The organism is Mesorhizobium sp. W016 (assembly GCF_054719485.1).
This window is the reverse complement of sequence record NZ_JBTTIF010000002.1, coordinates 3,059,882-3,074,969: the sequence shown is the minus strand read 5'-3', so window position 1 is coordinate 3,074,969 and position 15,088 is coordinate 3,059,882. Positions and strand designations below refer to the sequence as shown.

Genomic DNA, 15,088 nt, shown 5'->3' with positions numbered 1-15,088 from the left:
CATTTAAGCCAATCAGCCTAAAATACCGGGCAGATTGAGCTGGTGCTCCTTCGCGCACTCGATGGCGATGTCGTAGCCGGCATCGGCGTGGCGCATGACGCCTGTCGCCGGATCGTTCCACAACACGCGCTGCAGGCGCCTTGCGGCGTCCGGCGTGCCGTCGGCGACGATGACCATGCCGGCATGCTGCGAGAAGCCCATGCCGACGCCACCGCCATGATGCAGCGACACCCAGGTTGCGCCCGACGCGGTGTTGAGCAACGCATTGAGCAGCGGCCAGTCGGAGACGGCGTCGGACCCGTCCTTCATCGCTTCCGTCTCGCGGTTGGGCGAAGCCACCGAGCCGGAATCGAGGTGGTCGCGGCCGATGACGACGGGCGCCTTGAGTTCGCCCCTGGCCACCATCTCGTTGAAGGCGAGCCCCAGCCTGTGGCGGTCGCCGAGGCCGACCCAGCAGATGCGCGCCGGCAGGCCCTGAAAGGCGATGCGCTCACGTGCCATGTCCAGCCAGTTGTGCAGATGGGTGTTGCCGGGGGTGAGTTCGCGCACCTTGGCGTCCGTCTTGTAGATATCCTCGGGATCGCCCGAAAGAGCAGCCCAGCGGAACGGGCCGATGCCGCGGCAGAACAGCGGCCTTATATAGGCCGGCACGAAACCCGGGAAAGCAAAGGCGTTCTCGAAGCCTTCGTCCTTGGCGACCTGGCGGATGTTGTTGCCATAGTCGAGCGTCGGCACGCCGGCATTCCAGAACGCGACCATCGCCTCGACATGCTCGCGCATTGAGGCGCGGGCGGCCTTCTCGACAGCCTTGGGATCGGAGACGCGCTTCTCGCGCCACTCAGCCATCGTCCAGCCCTTGGGCAGATAGCCGTTAATCGGGTCATGCGCCGAGGTCTGGTCGGTGACCATGTCGGGGCGGATGCCCCGCTTGAACATTTCCGGCACGATGTCGGCCGCATTGCCGAGCAGGCCGACCGACTTCGCCTCGCCGGCCTTGGTCCAGCGCTCGATCATTTCCATCGCTTCGTCGAGCGTCTCGGCCTTCTCGTCGACATAGCGGGTGCGCAGCCGGAAATCGATCGAGTCCGGATTGCATTCGATGGCGAGGCAGCAGGCGCCGGCCATGACGGCGGCAAGCGGCTGGGCGCCGCCCATGCCGCCGAGGCCGCCGGTCAGGATCCATTTGCCCGTAAGGTTGCCATTGTAGTGCTGGCGGCCGGCCTCGACGAAGGTCTCGTAGGTGCCCTGCACGATGCCTTGCGTGCCGATATAGATCCAGGAGCCGGCCGTCATCTGGCCGTACATCATCAGGCCTTTTTTATCGAGTTCGTTGAATTTGTCCCAGGTCGCCCAATGCGGCACGATGTTGGAGTTGGCGATCAGCACGCGCGGCGCATCGGTGTGCGTCCGGAAGACGCCGACCGGCTTGCCGGACTGGACCAGCAGCGTCTCGTCTTCATTGAGGGTCTTCAACGAGGCGACGATGCTGTCGAAATCGTTCCAGGTGCGCGCGGCCCGGCCGATGCCGCCATAGACGACGAGCTCATTGGGGTTTTCGGCGACATCGGGATCGAGGTTGTTCATCAGCATGCGCAGCGGCGCTTCGGTCGTCCAGTATTTGGCGTTGAGCTTGTCGCCGCGGGGCGCGCGCACTTCGCGGATGTTGTGGCGAGGATTGTTCATCATTGTCCCTTTGGAGTAAGGCGGCGTCTCAGCGCCCGGCCCAGTCAATGGCGGATTGGAGGATTTTCGTCAGTGTGGCGCGCATCGGCGCGGCGAACTCGGCATCATAAGGCACCGGCCAATTGTCCGGTTCGCCCTTGCCCTCGGGCTCGCGCAAATAGCCGCGATCGGCAAGTTCCATCTGCAGCGCATGGTAGCCGGCTTGCGGATTGCCGAAATAGCGGGTGATCCAGCCGCCCTTGAAACGACCGTTGATGACATTGCTTTCACCGCTTTCGGCCATGATCTGGCCGACCAGCGCCTGAAGCATTGGGTCCGCGGTCTGGCCGTCATTGGTGCCGAGATTGAACACCGGCAGCGTGCCATAGAACAGCCGCGGCAGCACCGAACGGATCGAGTGGCAATCGTAAATGACGACCTTCTCATGCAGGCCGCGCAGCCTGACGGCCTGGGCCGCCAGCATTTCATGGTAGGGCACGAAATACGCTATGCGGCGCTGGTCTATCTCCGACGGCGTCGGTTCCGCGCCGGGCAGATACAGCGGATCGCCGTCGAAGGTCTCGGTCGGGCATAGCGTCGTTGTCGTCTGCCCGGGATAGAGCGAGGCGCCGGAGGGATCGCGGTTGACGTCGATGACGGTGCGCGAGATCGACGTGTGCACGACAGTCGCGCCAAGGCCGGCGGCAAAATCGTAGAGATTGTCGATCCACCAGTCGCAATCGCGGCGGCCGAGCCAGGGCGAGACCAGCCGATTGTCGATGCCGGCGAGATCGATACCCGTGTGCGGGATGGACACCAACAGGGGTGCCGTGCCTTCCGTCACTGTCAGCCAGTCGGCCATGTCAGACTCCCGAAATCGAAGGCAGTGTCACCGCGCCGGCAGCCTTGATGGCAGCGCCGCTGCGCACCATGGCGATGGCCTTTTCCATATCGGGATGGAAATGTCGGTCGTTGTCGAGATGCGGCACTTCTGCGCGGACCAGTTTGCGCACGGCTTCAAGGGCCGCGCTCGACGCCAGCGGTGCATGGAAATCGCAGCCCTGCGCGGCGGCCAAGAGTTCGATGCCGATGACGGCTGTCGCATTCTCGACCATGCCGATCAGCCGGCGCGCGCCATGTGCGGCCATCGAGACGTGGTCTTCCTGGTTGGCCGAGGTCGGGATGGAATCGACGCTCGCGGGATAGGCCTTCTGCTTGTTTTCGGAAACGAGTGCCGCCGCCGTCACCTGCGGGATCATGAAGCCGGAGTTCAGGCCGGGCTTCGGCGTCAGGAATGCCGGCATGCCGGACAGCGCCGGGTCCACCAGCATGGCGATGCGGCGTTCCGACAGCGAGCCGATCTCGCAGACGGCGAGCGCGATCATGTCGGCGGCGAAAGCCACCGGCTCGGCGTGGAAATTGCCGCCTGAAAGCGCAGTATCGTCCTCGGCGAAGATCAGCGGATTGTCGGTGACGCCATTGGCCTCGGTGCCGAGCGTATCGGCAGCCTGGCGCAGCACGCTGAGTGCAGCACCCATCACCTGCGGCTGGCAGCGCAGGCAGTACGGATCCTGCACGCGCTCATCGCCGACGCGATGCGATTCACGGATAGCGCTGCCGGCCATCAGATTGCGCAGCGCTGCTGCCGTCTCGATCTGGCCCGGGTGTTTTCTGAGGAGATGGATGCGCGGATCGAAGGGTGCATCGGAGCCCTTGGCAGCGTCGGTCGACAGCGCCCCGGCGACCAGCGCCGACTGATACAGCACTTCGGCCTCGAACAGAGCGGCCAGCGCGTAGGCGGTGGAAAACTGCGTGCCGTTGAGCAGCGCCAGACCTTCCTTGGCGCCGAGCGTCACGGGCTCCAGGCCGTGCGAGATGAAAGCGACCTTGGCCGGGAAGCGACCATGCGGTGTAAAGCATTCGCCGACGCCGATCATCACCGCCGTCATGTGCGACAGCGGCGCGAGATCGCCGGAGGCGCCGACCGAGCCCTGCGCCGGCACCATCGGGATGACGTCGTTGGCCAGCATCGCTTCCAGCAACTCGATGGTTTGCGGCCGTACGCCCGACGCGCCCTGCGCAAGGCTGGCGAGCTTCAGCGCCATCATCAGCCGAACCACCGAAACCGGCATCGGCTCGCCGACACCGGCGGCATGCGATAGCACGATGTTGCGCTGCAAGGTCTCAAGATCCTCGGCCGGAATGCGGACGCTGGCCAGCTTGCCGAAGCCGGTGTTGATGCCGTAGACCGGCTCACCCTTGGCGACGATGCGGGCGACAGCCTCGGCGCTGGCCTTGATCTTCGGACGGCAGGCAGCGTCGAGCTTCGGCACGGCGCCACGATAGATAGCGCGCCAGTCGGCCAGCGTCGCATTGCCGGGCTTCAGGTTAAGTTCGGTCATTGTCCTCTCCAGATGCGGGCATGGAGCGGGTTGAAGCCCATGCGGTAGACGAGTTCGGCCGGACGCTCGATGTCCCAGATCGCCAGGTCGGCGGATTTCCCTGCTTCAAGCGTGCCGGTCTGGCCGAGCAATCCCAGCGCGCGGGCAGCCTCGCGAGTGGTGCCGGCCAGGCACTCCTCGACGGTCAGGCCGAAAAGCGTCGCGGCCATGTTCATGGTCAGCAACAGCGAGGTCAGCGGCGACGTCCCGGGATTGTTGTCGGTGGCGACCGCCATCTTGACGCCGTGCTGGCGGAACAGGCCGACCGGCGGCTTCCTGGTTTCGCGGATGAAATAATAGGCGCCGGGCAGGATGGTCGCCACGGTGCCGGCCTTGGCCATCGCTGCGGCGCCGGCCTCGTCGGTGTATTCGAGATGGTCGGCCGACAGCGCGCCATAGCGGGCGGCGAGTTCGGCGCCATGCAGGTTGGACAACTGGTCGGCATGGAGCTTTACCGGCAGGCCAAGCGCCTTGGCCTTGTCGAAGACGCGGGCAATCTGTTCCGGCGAAAAGGCAATGCCCTCGCAAAAGCCGTCGACGGCGTCAGCCAGGCCCTCGGCGGCGATTCCGGGGAGGATGGTGTTGGCGACGAGATCGACAAAAGCGTCCTTGTCGCCTTTTGCTTCCGGCGGCAGCGCATGCGCGCCGAGGAAGGTGGTGCGGACCGTGACCGGGCGTTGCTTGTCCAGCTGCCGCGCGGCGCGAAGCGACTTCTGTTCATGTTCGAGATCGAGCCCGTAACCCGACTTTACCTCTACCGTGGTGACGCCCTCGGCCATCAGCGCATCGAGGCGTGGCAGCGTCTGCGCAACCAGTTCGTCTTCGCTCGCGGCACGCAGGGATTCGACCGAGGAGACGATGCCGCCGCCGGCACGGGCGACTTCTTCATAGGTGGCGCCGGCCAGCCGCATCTCGAACTCGTTGGCACGGTTGCCGGCATGGATGAGATGGGTGTGGCAGTCGATGAGACCGGGCGTGATCCAGCGGCCTTCGCAATCGGTAGTCTCGCCGCCCTGAGCCAACGCTGACGGCATGTCGGCTTCCGGACCGGCATAGACGATGAGACCGTCGCGGGCGGCAATCGCGCCCTTGTCGACAATGCCCAGTCCGGCGTCGCCTTCGGCCATGGTTGCCAGGCGCGCATTGCGCCAAAGGTGAAGGCCCCCTGCCCGGCTTTTGTTCTGTGCCGCCATCATCTTTTTCCGTTTGATTGGATGGCGATTATGTATATACATATTGAAAAGCACTGCAAGTGCAATTGTTCAGGGAATGCGGAGAAAAACGTGACGGCGATCTTTGCGGAACAGGCGCTGCTGCCCAATGGCTGGCACGACAAGGTGCGGATTTTGTTGAACGACGGTCGCATCACGGCAGTCGAAGCCGGCACGTCGATACAGGCTGGCGACGAACGCCACGCCATTCTGGTGCCGGGCATGCCGAACCTGCACAGCCACGCCTTCCAGCGCGGCATGGCCGGGCTTGCCGAACTGCGCGGTCCCTCCGCCGACAGCTTCTGGAGCTGGCGCGAGGTGATGTACCGCTTCGCGCTGTCGATGACGCCGGACCAGGTCGAGGCGGTCGCCGCCCAGCTTTATGTCGAAATGCTGGAGGCCGGATTCTCGCGCGTCGGCGAATTTCATTATCTCCACCACGATCGCGACGGAAAACCCTATGCCAACCTTGCCGAAATGGCCGAGCGCATTGCCGCTGCATCCGCCGAGACCGGTATCGGCCTGACGCTGCTGCCGGTGTTTTATGCGCATTCGTCCTTTGGCGGCGCTGCGCCCAATGAAGGCCAGCGGCGATTCATCAACGATGTGAATCGCTTCTCCCTGCTGGTTGAGAAATGCCGCGAATCGGTTCGTGCGTTGAATCAGGCTGTCGTCGGCGTCGCCCCGCACAGCCTGCGCGCCGCGACGCCGGAGGAACTCAGCCCTGTTGCCGCCATTGCGCCGGACGGACCGATCCACATCCACGTCGCCGAGCAGGTGAAGGAGGTCGAGGATTGCCTGGCGTGGTCGGGTGCGCGACCGGTCGAATGGCTGCTCGCCAATGCCGGGATCGACAAGCGTTGGTGCCTGATCCACGCCACCCACATGACCGAGGCTGAGACAACCGGCATGGCCAGAAGCGGCGCCATTGCCGGGCTTTGCCCGATCACCGAGGCCAATCTCGGCGACGGCACCTTTTCAGCACCTCTGTTCATCGAACATGGCGGCCGCTTCGGCGTCGGCTCGGATTCCAACGTGCTGATCGGCCTGCCGGATGAATTGCGCCAGCTCGAATATTCGCAGCGCCTCGCACACCGCGCCCGCAATGTGCTGGCGGTGGCCGGCGGCTCGACCGGGCGGGCTCTGTTCGACGCCGCCCTCGATGGCGGCAGCACCGCACTCGGCGCCGGCCCGTCGCGGATCGCCGCCGGCGCCGCGGCTGATTTCGTCTCCCTCGACGAAAACCATCCTTCGCTGGCCGGAAAAAGTGGCGATGGGATCCTCGACGCCTGGATCTTTGCCAATGGCGGCAAGGTCGATTGCGTCTGGGTGCACGGAAAAAAACAGGTCAGCGGCGGCCGGCATGCAGCGCGTGAGACGATCGCCGAGCGCTTTCGCCATGTGATGACGGCGCTTTCGGCATGAGCATATCAGAGACAGCGGCGGTGGAAGGCGGCGGTTCGCTGCACCAGCGCATCCTGTCCGACATCAGCGAGAAAATAATGTCCGGCGCCTGGGCGCCGGGTCACCGCATCCCGTTCGAGCACGAGTTGACGGCCGAATACAATTGCTCGCGCATGACAGTGAACAAGGCGCTGTCGCAACTGGCCAAGGCCGGGCTGATAGAGCGGCGTCGCCGTTCGGGCAGCTTTGTCCGCCAGCCGCAGTCGCAGGCCGCGGTGCTGGAAATCCACGACATCAGGATCGAGGTTGAGTCGCTTGGCCTGGCTTATCGTTACGAGCGCTTGGCGCGGCAGAAAAGGCGCAGCAGCGCCGAGGATCGCGCCTTGCTGGAACTGGACGCAGCCGGACAGGTGCTGGCGCTTGAATGCCGGCATTTCGCCGGCAAGCGGCCATTCGCGCACGAACAGCGGCTGATCAATCTCGCCGCCGTCGCGGAAGCCGCCGAGGAGGAGTTTCTCGACATCGCCCCCGGCCCTTGGCTGATCGGCCGCGTGCCATGGAGTGAGGCCGAGCACCGCATCCGAGCGGTGGCGGCCGACAGGCATATTGCCGAAGCCCTCGACGTCGCAACCGGCGCACCGTGCCTGGTGGTCGAACGCCGGACCTGGAGCGCGGAGCACCCGGTGACGCAGGTGAGGTTCACTTATGCCGCGGAGAGCCACACGCTGGTGGCGCGGTTCAGGCCTTCGCAGGGGTGATTACCCTCCCCCTCGAGGGGAGGGTCGCGGAGCAAGTGCCGCAAGGCGGCACTGGTGACGCGGGGTGGGGTCGGTGCAGCCTCGCCGACCCCACCCCGTCTCGCAGTCTCCGCTTCGCTTCGACTACTCGCCGACCCTCCCCTCGAGTGGGAGGGTAAGGCACCGCGCTCTAAATCGCCGCCGTAACAATAATCTCGACAGTGTATTCCGGCCCTGCAAGCTTGGCCTCACCCGTGGCGCGGGCGGGCGTGTTGCCTTGCGGGACCCACTTGTCCCATTCCTTGTTCATCTCGGCGAAGGTGCCCATATCGGCCAGCCAGATGATCGCCTGCAGGATCTTGGTCTTGTCGGTGCCGGCCTTGGCCAGCAGTTCGTCGATAGATGCGAGGATCGACCTGGTCTGTTCGCCAACGCTGGCGCCGGGCGTTCCGACCTGGCCGGCGAGATAGACGGTGTTGCCGTGGATGACGATCTGGCTCATGCGCGGGCCAACATCGATGCGACGAATGCTCATTGGATGGTTCCTTCGTTTGTCGGTGCGCCTGTTTAGAGTTGCTGCCGCCTCCGGGCAAGGCCAACAGCGCGAAACCTCTTGAGCCTGGGTTGGATCTTGGGCCGCAAATGTCTATCTGCGCCGAGGGATTTCTTTCCGGCGCGGATTGCCGACCTCGTGTGAGAGTGGCAAGACTTCGCGCCAAACCAGATTGCGAGGATGAGAGCCATGGAATATCGCGAAATCAGCGAGGACTATTCGGTCTCGGGCCAGATCCAGCCCGAAGATGCCGCCGCCATCAAGGAAGCCGGTTTCAAGAGCGTGATCTGCAACCGGCCGGATGACGAGCAGCCCGACCAGCCTTCGGCCGACAGCGTCAAGGCGGCGGTCGAAGCCGCGGGGCTGGCCTTCCGCTACATCCCGGTGATCAGCGGCCAGATCACGGCCGAGAATGTCGAGGACCAGGCCGAAGCGCTCGACGCGCTTGAGGGACCGGTGTTTGCTTATTGCCGGTCTGGAGCGCGCTGTTCCAATCTTTATGGGCTGATCCAGCAGTCGAAGGGCTGACCTGGGGAATCAGCGGCGTCTTCTGGCCATCAGTTCGCGCACCCCAAAGAAGATAGCGAAAACGGCGGTGGTCATGGCAATCTGACCAAGTGGGACAGTGTTGGCAACGAGCAAGACAAAGCCCACAAGACCGATCGGAACGCCGATAATGCACCACCAGCGGGATTTCGGATCTGTGAATATGCCTCGTACGAAGCCTCCAAGTGGAGATGCCGGAGGTGACCGGAAGGGATTGATGTAAAAGGGAATTTGGAACATTGCGTCGAAGCCCTTGGGATGCCGCGCGAAATAGATAAAACTACCTATTGTGTACAGCACTAGTCCAACACCAAAGAGAACAATAGCGACGAGCTGAAAACTGACCATCTTCCCCACAGCCTGAACTTTCCAAATGCAAATGAACGGTATCGAAGTGCCGATATCATATCCACTCAAATCGGTAGCGCGCCGGTTTCCTTCAATGTCTCAAGCACGATCGCTGTCTTCACATGCTGCACCGATTCATCCGGCAGCAGCACGCCATTGACGAATTCCGACAGCGATTTGAGGTCGGGCGTCACCACCTTCAAGATATAATCCATCTCGCCTGTCAGCGCGTGCGCCTCCTGCACCTCCGGCAGCCGCGCCAGCAGCTCGCCGAAGCGCCTGGCATTGTCGCGGTTATGGGTGGCGAGCGTCACCGAGATGACGTTGACCAGCGAGAAGCCGAGCTTGTCGCGGTCGAGCACGGCGCGATAGCCCTTGATGTAGCCGTCTTCCTCCAGCCGCTGGCGGCGGCGTGAGCATTGCGATGCCGACAGGTTCACGCGCTCCGAGAGATCGTTGTTGGTGAGCCGCGCGTCGCCCTGCAAGAGAGCCATTATCTTGCGGTCAAATTGATCGATGCGCGCTTCATTCATCGATTCATCTCCAATCATGCATGAATTACGCACGAGATGATCATTTCAAGCGTTTGAATGCAAGCACCGTGCGGTCGCTTCGCACTATCATGCGTCATCTCGTGGTCCGATGCGGCCACCATCCGTTTGGAGGAATGCCATGGGTCCCTTTCCGCACGACGCCCCGCCCGCCAAGATCAGCAAGGAAAACCCCGCCGGCACCGACGGTTTCGAGTTCGTCGAGTTCGCCCATGCGGAGCCGCAGAAGCTCGCCGAGCTGTTCACCCGCATGGGCTATGTCGCGGTGGCCAGGCACCGCACGAAGGACATCACCGTCTGGCGCCAGGGCGACATCAACTATGTCGTCAATGCCGAGCCCGGCTCGCATGCGATGAAATTCGTCGACAAGCACGGCCCCTGCGCCGCCTCGATGGCCTGGCGCGTGGTCGATGCAAAGCATGCGTTCGAGCATGCGGTATCGAAAGGCGCCACGCCCTACGACGGCAACGACAAGGCGCTCGACGTGCCGGCCATTGTCGGCATTGGCGGCTCACTGCTCTATTTCATCGAAGCCTATGGCAAGAAGGGCTCGGCCTATGATGCCGAGTTCGAGTGGCTGGGCGAACGCGACCCGCGGCCCCAAGGCGTCGGCTTCTATTTCCTCGACCACCTCACCCACAATGTCTATCGCGGCCAGATGGACAAATGGTGGGACTTTTATCGCGAATTGTTCGGCTTCAAGCAGATCCATTTCTTCGACATCGACGGCAAGATCACCGGCCTCGTCAGCCGCGCCATCACCTCGCCCTGCGGCAAGATCCGCATTCCGCTAAATGAATCCAAGGACGACACCAGCCAGATCGCCGAATACCTGAAGAAGTACAATGGCGAAGGCATCCAGCATATCGCCGTCGGGACCGACGACATCTACGCCGCCACCGACAAGCTTGCCGACAACGGGCTGAAGTTCATGCCCGGTCCGCCGGAGACCTACTACGACATGTCGTACAACAGGGTGAACGGGCATGACGAGCCGATCGAGCGGATGAAGAAGCACGGCATCCTGATCGACGGCGAAGGCGTGGTCGACGGCGGCATGACCAAGATCCTGCTGCAGATATTCTCCAAAACCGTGATCGGCCCGATCTTCTTCGAATTTATCCAGAGGAAGGGCGACGAAGGTTTTGGCGAAGGCAATTTCCGCGCGCTGTTCGAGTCGATCGAGCAGGACCAGATCAAGCGCGGCGTGATCAAGGTCGATGGCAAGGCGGCGTGAAAACCGTAAGCTCGTTTGCGGCTCGATCGGCTTTGATCTAAGTTCCGATCACAAGAGGTCGAGCCGTGAACGTCTCCATAACCGAAGCAAAGGCCAAACTATCGGAACTCGTCGGCCGCGCGGAAGCCGGCGAGGAGATAGTCATCACTCGTCACGGCAAGATCGCGGCGCGGCTCGTGGCACCAGTTCGAGAAGACTTGGTGTCGCGCATAGGTGCCCTGAAGGGCAAGATTTGGATTCTGACGATTTCGACAAACTCGGCCCTGAATGGAACGAGTACACCAGATAAAGGTCAGAGGCCCAGCCGCTCGACCTCTTCCTTCCTCACCTTCAAATCATAATCGAGCAAAAACTCGTCCAGCTGCGGCGGCGCGACCGAGCTGCCCGAGAGCATCGCGTGAACCTGGCCCCGATGGTGGATGTCGTGCAGGAAGACATGGGCGAGAATGTCGCCGATCTTTTCGGGGATCATGCCGTCCTCGCGCCGGTCCGTGATGACCTGACAGTCGAGATCCGCCTCCGACAGCTTCTCGCAAAAGGCGATAAGGCGTCGATCTGCTGCGACCTGGGCGGCAAACAGCGCCTGCGGCACATCGAACGGCACGTAGTCGTCATAAGCGGCCGCACCGACGCCGCCTTCTTCGAGAAAATCGAGATAGAGATGATCGACCGCGAGGATGTGGTTGAGCGTCGCCTTGATCGACGGGAAGAAGCTTGTGCGCTCGGCTTCGAATTCGCCGGGCTTTAGCTGCAGCACGGCGCGATAGAGCCGGTCGTTCGACCAGAGATTGTTGCCGGCCATGCGGCTGAAATGCTCGAGCAGGGTCACGCGTTCATTCGTCTGATCAGGCCAATGCCAGCCGCCATGACCACGAAACCGGCGACGACGATCAGCAGCAGCCGGTTCATGCGCCGGCGCATGGCCTGCGTTTCCGCATCGCGCGCCACATTGGTGTTGGTGATGGTGTGGAACATCATCGCCTTGCGCGGGTAGCCGCTGCGGTTGGTCAGATCGGGCGAGCGCGCCTCGATGCGGTAGCTCAGCCGGATCGCCTGGATGAAGACCACCAGAATGGCCAACGCCCAGACGCCGGCCAGCAGGTAGAACGCCTCGCCCGTCATTGCATTGCCCCCTCTTATGCCTGGGACTTCTCGACCTTCTGCTCGATGGCGCCGAAGATCGAGTTTCCGCTTTTATTCTTCATCTCGATACGCACTGTATCGCCAAAGCGCAGGAACGGCGTCTTGGGCTCGCCAGACTCAATGGTCTCGATCATGCGCAGTTCAGCGATGCAGGAATAGCCGGCGCCGCCGGCCGCCACCGGTTTGCCCGACCCGCCATCCAGCTTGTTGGAGACGGTGCCGGAGCCGATGATGGTGCCGGCAACCAGCGGCCGTGTCTTTGCGGCATGGGCAATCAGCGCCGGGAAGTCGAAGGTCATGTCGACGCCGGCATTGGCACGGCCGAACGGCTTGCCGTTGACGTCGGCGAGCAGAGGCAGGTTGACCTTGCCGCCATCCCAGGCGTCGCCGAGTTCGTCCGGCGTCACCGCCACCGGCGAAAAAGCCGAGGACGGCTTCGACTGGAAGAAGCCAAACCCCTTGGCGAGTTCGGGTCCGGTGAGCGCGCGCAGCGTCACATCATTGACCAGCATGACCAGCCGGATCGCAGCGCGCGCCTGGTCGAGGCTGGCGCCCATCGGCACATCGTCGACGACGACGGCGACCTCCGCCTCCATGTCGATGCCGAAGGCTTCGTCCGCCGCGCGGATCGGCTCGCGCGGCGCGATAAAGGAATCCGAGCCACCCTGATAGATCAGCGGATCGGTCCAGAAGCTTGCCGGCGTCTCGGCGCCGCGGGCTTTGCGCACCAGCTCGACGTGGTTCACATAGGCAGAACCATCGGCCCATTGATAGGCGCGCGGCAGCGGCGAATGGGCGTCATGCTCATGGAAGCGTGCCGACGGCACCGCATTGTTCTCCAGCGATTCGGCGATCGTCGCCAGGTGCGGCGAAATCCGCTGCCAGTCGTCGAGTGCGGCCTGCAGCGTGCGCGCCAGGAACGAGGCGTCGGTGAAGCGCGTCAGGTCGCGCGAGACGACGACAAGCTTTCCGTCGCGCGTCCCGTCCCTCAATGTGGCAAGCTTCATGCGGTTTCCTCTCCTGATGCGGCTTTGGCGCCGTCTAAGTTCACAACAAGGCCGTCGCGGGCAATCGTCAAGTCACCCACCCACGATTTCCTGACAGCAGCCTCCCAGTCGGCCTCGCCGATCTCGGGATCATCGGCCGGAATGAGGTGGTTGAGCACCAGCCTCTTCACCCCGGCATCGCTGGCGATGCGGCCTGCCTGCTCGGCAAATGAGTGGCTGGCAAGCAGATGCTCTTTCAGCCGCGCGCCATTGCCGGTCCTGGCGACCAGCCGCTCGATGCCTTCTTCCAGCATGGCCTCATGGACGAGAATGTCGGCATTTCGGGCAAAGCCTGCGAGCGGCGGAAAGAAGGCTGTGTCGGCCGAGAACACGACGCTATTCGCACCATGCTCGAAGCGCAGCGCGAAACAGTCGGTCACCGGCGGATGGTCGACGCGCAGTGCCGAGACCTTCAGGCCGCGCTGCGCAAAAATCTCGCCCTCGCCGAATTCCACGATCGAAACCATTTCGCGGATGTCCGGCCTGCCTTCGTCGACGATTCGGATCTCGATGTCGAACTCCATCGCCTGGCAGAAGCGCCGCCAGTAGTGGCCGGTGCCGGGCGGTCCGAACAACGTCACCGGATTGGCCAGACCGGCGGTCCAGGCGGTGTGGAGCAGCGCCCCCAGTTCCAGCACATGATCGGAATGCAGATGGGTGACGAAGATCAGGTCGAGCGCCTTCAGGCTGACGGCGGAATCGACCAGCCCACGCGTGACGCCGAGCCCGCAATCGACGACGATGGTTCGCCCGCCCAGTTCCAGCAGCGACGAACTCGGCCACGGCCCGCCCGGCCGCAGCGCCGGGCCGCCTTTCGAGCCGAGAAGCACCAGCCGGTCGTTCATCGGGCTGATCTCAAGACCAGTCGCCCTCCGGCGTGCCGTTGAAACGCTTCTTCAGATCGGTCCAGCAATCGATGTAATTGTCCTGCCTTGTTTCAAGCTCGGCGCCGTAGCGGGTGAGCATTTGCGGGAATCGGGTCTCGAACATGAAGGCCATGGTGTTGTCGAGCTTGACCGGTTTCAGCTCCGAGCGCGAGGCCTTTTCGAAGCCAGGTGCGTCGGGGCCGTGGGCCAGCATCAGATTGTGCAGGCTGATGCCGCCGGGCACGAAGCCTTCTTCCTTGGCGTCGTACTGGCCATGAATCAGGCCCATGAACTCGCTCATGATGTTGCGGTGGTACCAGGGCGGCCGGAACGTGTCTTCCGCCACCAGCCAGCGCGGCGGGAAGATGACGAAGTCGATATTGGCGGTGCCCTCCTCGCCGCTCGGCGCCGTCAGCACGGTGAAGATCGACGGATCGGGATGGTCGAACAGGATGGCGCCGACCGGCGAAAACGTCGCCAGATCATATTTGTAGGGCGCATAGTTGCCGTGCCAGGCGACGACGTCGAGCGGCGAATGGCCGATCTCGGTGACGTTGAAATTGCCGCACCATTTCACCGTCAGCCGGCACGGCGTCTCCTTCTCCTCGAACCAGGCGCTGGGCGTCTTGAAGTCGCGTGGGTTGGCCAGGCAGTTGGCGCCAATCGGGCCGCGGTCGGGCAGCGTCAGCTTGGCGCCGTAATTCTCGCAGACATAGCCGCGCACTTCCTTGTCGGCGAGCTCGACCTTGAACACCAGACCGCGCGGCAGCACGGCGATCTCGCCGGGCCGAAGCTCGATGACGCCCATCTCGGTGACAAAGCGCAAGGCACCGACCTGGGGGACAATCAGCAACTCGCCGTCGGCGTTGAAGAAATGGTCGTCGACCATCGAGCGGTTGGCGACATAGACATGCGCCGCCATGCCGCTTTGGCCCAGCACGTCGCCGGCGGTGGTGATGGTGCGCATCCCTTGAATGAAATCGGTCGGCTCCTTCGGCATCGGCACCGGGTTCCAGCGGTACTGGCCGAGCGCCAGCTCGTGGTCGCCGACATTGGGAGCGGTGTTCCACAGGGGATAGCTCGCCGCCTTGAAGCGGCCGGTGTGTTTTACGCTCGGCCGGATGCGGTAGAGCCAGGAGCGCTCATTGGTGCCGCGCGGGGCGGTGAAGGGCGAGCCCGAGAGCTGCTCGGCATAAAGTCCGTAAGCCGGCCGCTGCGGGGAATTGCGCCCTTGCGGCAGCGAGCCGGGCAGCGTTTCGGTCTCAAAATCATTGCCGAAGCCCGGCATGTAGGAAAATTCCATCCGATCCTCCCTGATCCCGACCGCCGCGAAGCGCGGCCTG

17 protein-coding genes are annotated in these 15,088 nt (G+C 63.3%); 5 read left to right on the top strand and 12 right to left on the bottom strand.

The genetic code is table 11. The features are described from left to right. Positions 1–12 precede the first annotated feature (12 nt). Genes hutU through hutI form a run of 4 tightly spaced genes read right to left on the bottom strand, consistent with a single transcriptional unit; the run spans position 13 to position 5,296 of the window. On the bottom strand, positions 13–1,686 hold the full coding sequence (gene hutU, locus ACYG9V_RS15365; RefSeq protein ID WP_023672900.1) for a urocanate hydratase: 1,674 nt from the start codon (positions 1,684–1,686) through the stop codon (positions 13–15). Positions 1,687–1,711: 25 nt separating this feature from the next. After that, complete coding sequence (gene hutG, locus ACYG9V_RS15360; RefSeq protein ID WP_023743653.1) at positions 1,712–2,524, bottom strand: N-formylglutamate deformylase; 813 nt, start codon at positions 2,522–2,524, stop codon at positions 1,712–1,714. Position 2,525: 1 nt separating this feature from the next. Beyond that, positions 2,526–4,064, bottom strand: coding sequence for a histidine ammonia-lyase (hutH, locus tag ACYG9V_RS15355; RefSeq protein ID WP_352764161.1), 1,539 nt, complete (start codon positions 4,062–4,064; stop codon positions 2,526–2,528). Then, entirely contained in the window at positions 4,061–5,296 is a 1,236-nt protein-coding gene (hutI, locus tag ACYG9V_RS15350) for an imidazolonepropionase (RefSeq protein WP_352764160.1), read from the bottom strand. Before hutI ends, hutH begins: the two co-directional genes overlap by 4 nt. A gap of 90 nt (positions 5,297–5,386) precedes the next feature. Between hutI and ACYG9V_RS15345 the strand changes: the two genes are divergently transcribed. Beyond that, positions 5,387–6,739, top strand: a complete 1,353-nt coding sequence (locus ACYG9V_RS15345) for a formimidoylglutamate deiminase (protein ID WP_352764158.1) — start codon at positions 5,387–5,389, stop codon at positions 6,737–6,739. Beyond that, the gene (gene hutC / locus ACYG9V_RS15340; RefSeq protein ID WP_023698022.1) at positions 6,736–7,476 is read left to right on the top strand and encodes a histidine utilization repressor; all 741 of its coding nucleotides are present in this window, start codon (positions 6,736–6,738) and stop codon (positions 7,474–7,476) included. The genes ACYG9V_RS15345 and hutC overlap by 4 nt, the downstream gene beginning before the upstream one ends. A gap of 169 nt (positions 7,477–7,645) precedes the next feature. Here the strand turns inward: hutC and ACYG9V_RS15335 are convergent, their stop codons facing one another. After that, positions 7,646–7,990: a RidA family protein gene (locus ACYG9V_RS15335; protein WP_023672906.1), complete on the bottom strand. Its 345-nt coding sequence runs from the start codon at positions 7,988–7,990 to the stop codon at positions 7,646–7,648. Positions 7,991–8,197: 207 nt separating this feature from the next. Between ACYG9V_RS15335 and ACYG9V_RS15330 the strand changes: the two genes are divergently transcribed. After that, positions 8,198–8,536: a protein tyrosine phosphatase family protein gene (locus tag ACYG9V_RS15330; protein ID WP_352764155.1), complete on the top strand. Its 339-nt coding sequence runs from the start codon at positions 8,198–8,200 to the stop codon at positions 8,534–8,536. A 9-nt stretch (positions 8,537–8,545) separates the two neighbouring features. On the opposite strand, the gene ACYG9V_RS15325 is transcribed toward ACYG9V_RS15330, so the two are convergent. Together ACYG9V_RS15325 and ACYG9V_RS15320 are read right to left on the bottom strand one after the other, a co-directional pair. Continuing rightward, positions 8,546–8,902 (bottom strand): hypothetical protein, encoded by a 357-nt coding sequence (locus ACYG9V_RS15325; RefSeq protein WP_031250958.1) that lies wholly within the window; start codon positions 8,900–8,902, stop codon positions 8,546–8,548. Positions 8,903–8,967: 65 nt separating this feature from the next. Then, positions 8,968–9,435: an Lrp/AsnC family transcriptional regulator gene (locus tag ACYG9V_RS15320; RefSeq protein ID WP_352460548.1), complete on the bottom strand. Its 468-nt coding sequence runs from the start codon at positions 9,433–9,435 to the stop codon at positions 8,968–8,970. Between the two features lie 139 nt (positions 9,436–9,574). Between ACYG9V_RS15320 and hppD the strand changes: the two genes are divergently transcribed. Both hppD and ACYG9V_RS15310 read left to right on the top strand, forming a co-directional pair. Next, positions 9,575–10,690 (top strand): 4-hydroxyphenylpyruvate dioxygenase, encoded by a 1,116-nt coding sequence (hppD, locus tag ACYG9V_RS15315; RefSeq protein ID WP_352764154.1) that lies wholly within the window; start codon positions 9,575–9,577, stop codon positions 10,688–10,690. Between the two features lie 65 nt (positions 10,691–10,755). Beyond that, the gene (locus ACYG9V_RS15310) at positions 10,756–11,031 is read left to right on the top strand and encodes a type II toxin-antitoxin system Phd/YefM family antitoxin (RefSeq protein WP_460221968.1); all 276 of its coding nucleotides are present in this window, start codon (positions 10,756–10,758) and stop codon (positions 11,029–11,031) included. Here ACYG9V_RS15310 and ACYG9V_RS15305 read toward each other — a convergent pair. From ACYG9V_RS15305 to hmgA, 5 genes are read right to left on the bottom strand one after another with little or no spacing between them, the layout of a single operon-like run. Then, positions 10,983–11,519, bottom strand: coding sequence for a DinB family protein (locus ACYG9V_RS15305; protein WP_023826114.1), 537 nt, complete (start codon positions 11,517–11,519; stop codon positions 10,983–10,985). The two genes, ACYG9V_RS15310 and ACYG9V_RS15305, sit on opposite strands and share 49 nt — an antisense overlap. Further along, positions 11,516–11,812 (bottom strand): hypothetical protein, encoded by a 297-nt coding sequence (locus tag ACYG9V_RS15300; RefSeq protein ID WP_352764153.1) that lies wholly within the window; start codon positions 11,810–11,812, stop codon positions 11,516–11,518. Before ACYG9V_RS15300 ends, ACYG9V_RS15305 begins: the two co-directional genes overlap by 4 nt. A 14-nt stretch (positions 11,813–11,826) precedes the next feature. Continuing rightward, positions 11,827–12,840 carry a fumarylacetoacetate hydrolase family protein gene (locus tag ACYG9V_RS15295; RefSeq protein ID WP_023736400.1) on the bottom strand — a complete coding sequence of 338 codons (1,014 nt, stop codon included), beginning with the start codon at positions 12,838–12,840 and terminating at the stop codon, positions 11,827–11,829. Next, positions 12,837–13,724, bottom strand: a complete 888-nt coding sequence (locus ACYG9V_RS15290; RefSeq protein WP_023736399.1) for an MBL fold metallo-hydrolase — start codon at positions 13,722–13,724, stop codon at positions 12,837–12,839. Before ACYG9V_RS15290 ends, ACYG9V_RS15295 begins: the two co-directional genes overlap by 4 nt. Positions 13,725–13,734: 10 nt before the next feature. Beyond that, positions 13,735–15,048: a homogentisate 1,2-dioxygenase gene (gene hmgA / locus ACYG9V_RS15285; RefSeq protein ID WP_352764150.1), complete on the bottom strand. Its 1,314-nt coding sequence runs from the start codon at positions 15,046–15,048 to the stop codon at positions 13,735–13,737. Between the last annotated feature and the right edge of the window lie 40 nt (positions 15,049–15,088).

Bases quoted from the DNA above. Each gene is read 5' to 3' on its own strand.
- hutH (WP_352764161.1), bottom strand. From the start codon at position 4,064: ATGACCGAACTTAACCTGAAGCCCGGCAATGCGACGCTGGCCGACTGG.
- ACYG9V_RS15320 (WP_352460548.1), bottom strand. From the start codon at position 9,435: ATGAATGAAGCGCGCATCGATCAATTTGACCGCAAGATAATGGCTCTC.
- hmgA (WP_352764150.1), bottom strand. From the start codon at position 15,048: ATGGAATTTTCCTACATGCCGGGCTTCGGCAATGATTTTGAGACCGAA.
- ACYG9V_RS15290 (WP_023736399.1), bottom strand. From the start codon at position 13,724: ATGAACGACCGGCTGGTGCTTCTCGGCTCGAAAGGCGGCCCGGCGCTG.
- ACYG9V_RS15300 (WP_352764153.1), bottom strand. From the start codon at position 11,812: ATGACGGGCGAGGCGTTCTACCTGCTGGCCGGCGTCTGGGCGTTGGCC.
- ACYG9V_RS15325 (WP_031250958.1), bottom strand. From the start codon at position 8,902: ATGGTCAGTTTTCAGCTCGTCGCTATTGTTCTCTTTGGTGTTGGACTA.
- ACYG9V_RS15330 (WP_352764155.1), top strand. From the start codon at position 8,198: ATGGAATATCGCGAAATCAGCGAGGACTATTCGGTCTCGGGCCAGATC.
- hutC (WP_023698022.1), top strand. From the start codon at position 6,736: ATGAGCATATCAGAGACAGCGGCGGTGGAAGGCGGCGGTTCGCTGCAC.
- hppD (WP_352764154.1), top strand. From the start codon at position 9,575: ATGGGTCCCTTTCCGCACGACGCCCCGCCCGCCAAGATCAGCAAGGAA.
- hutG (WP_023743653.1), bottom strand. From the start codon at position 2,524: ATGGCCGACTGGCTGACAGTGACGGAAGGCACGGCACCCCTGTTGGTG.
- ACYG9V_RS15335 (WP_023672906.1), bottom strand. From the start codon at position 7,990: ATGAGCATTCGTCGCATCGATGTTGGCCCGCGCATGAGCCAGATCGTC.
- ACYG9V_RS15295 (WP_023736400.1), bottom strand. From the start codon at position 12,840: ATGAAGCTTGCCACATTGAGGGACGGGACGCGCGACGGAAAGCTTGTC.
- hutU (WP_023672900.1), bottom strand. From the start codon at position 1,686: ATGATGAACAATCCTCGCCACAACATCCGCGAAGTGCGCGCGCCCCGC.
- hutI (WP_352764160.1), bottom strand. From the start codon at position 5,296: ATGGCGGCACAGAACAAAAGCCGGGCAGGGGGCCTTCACCTTTGGCGC.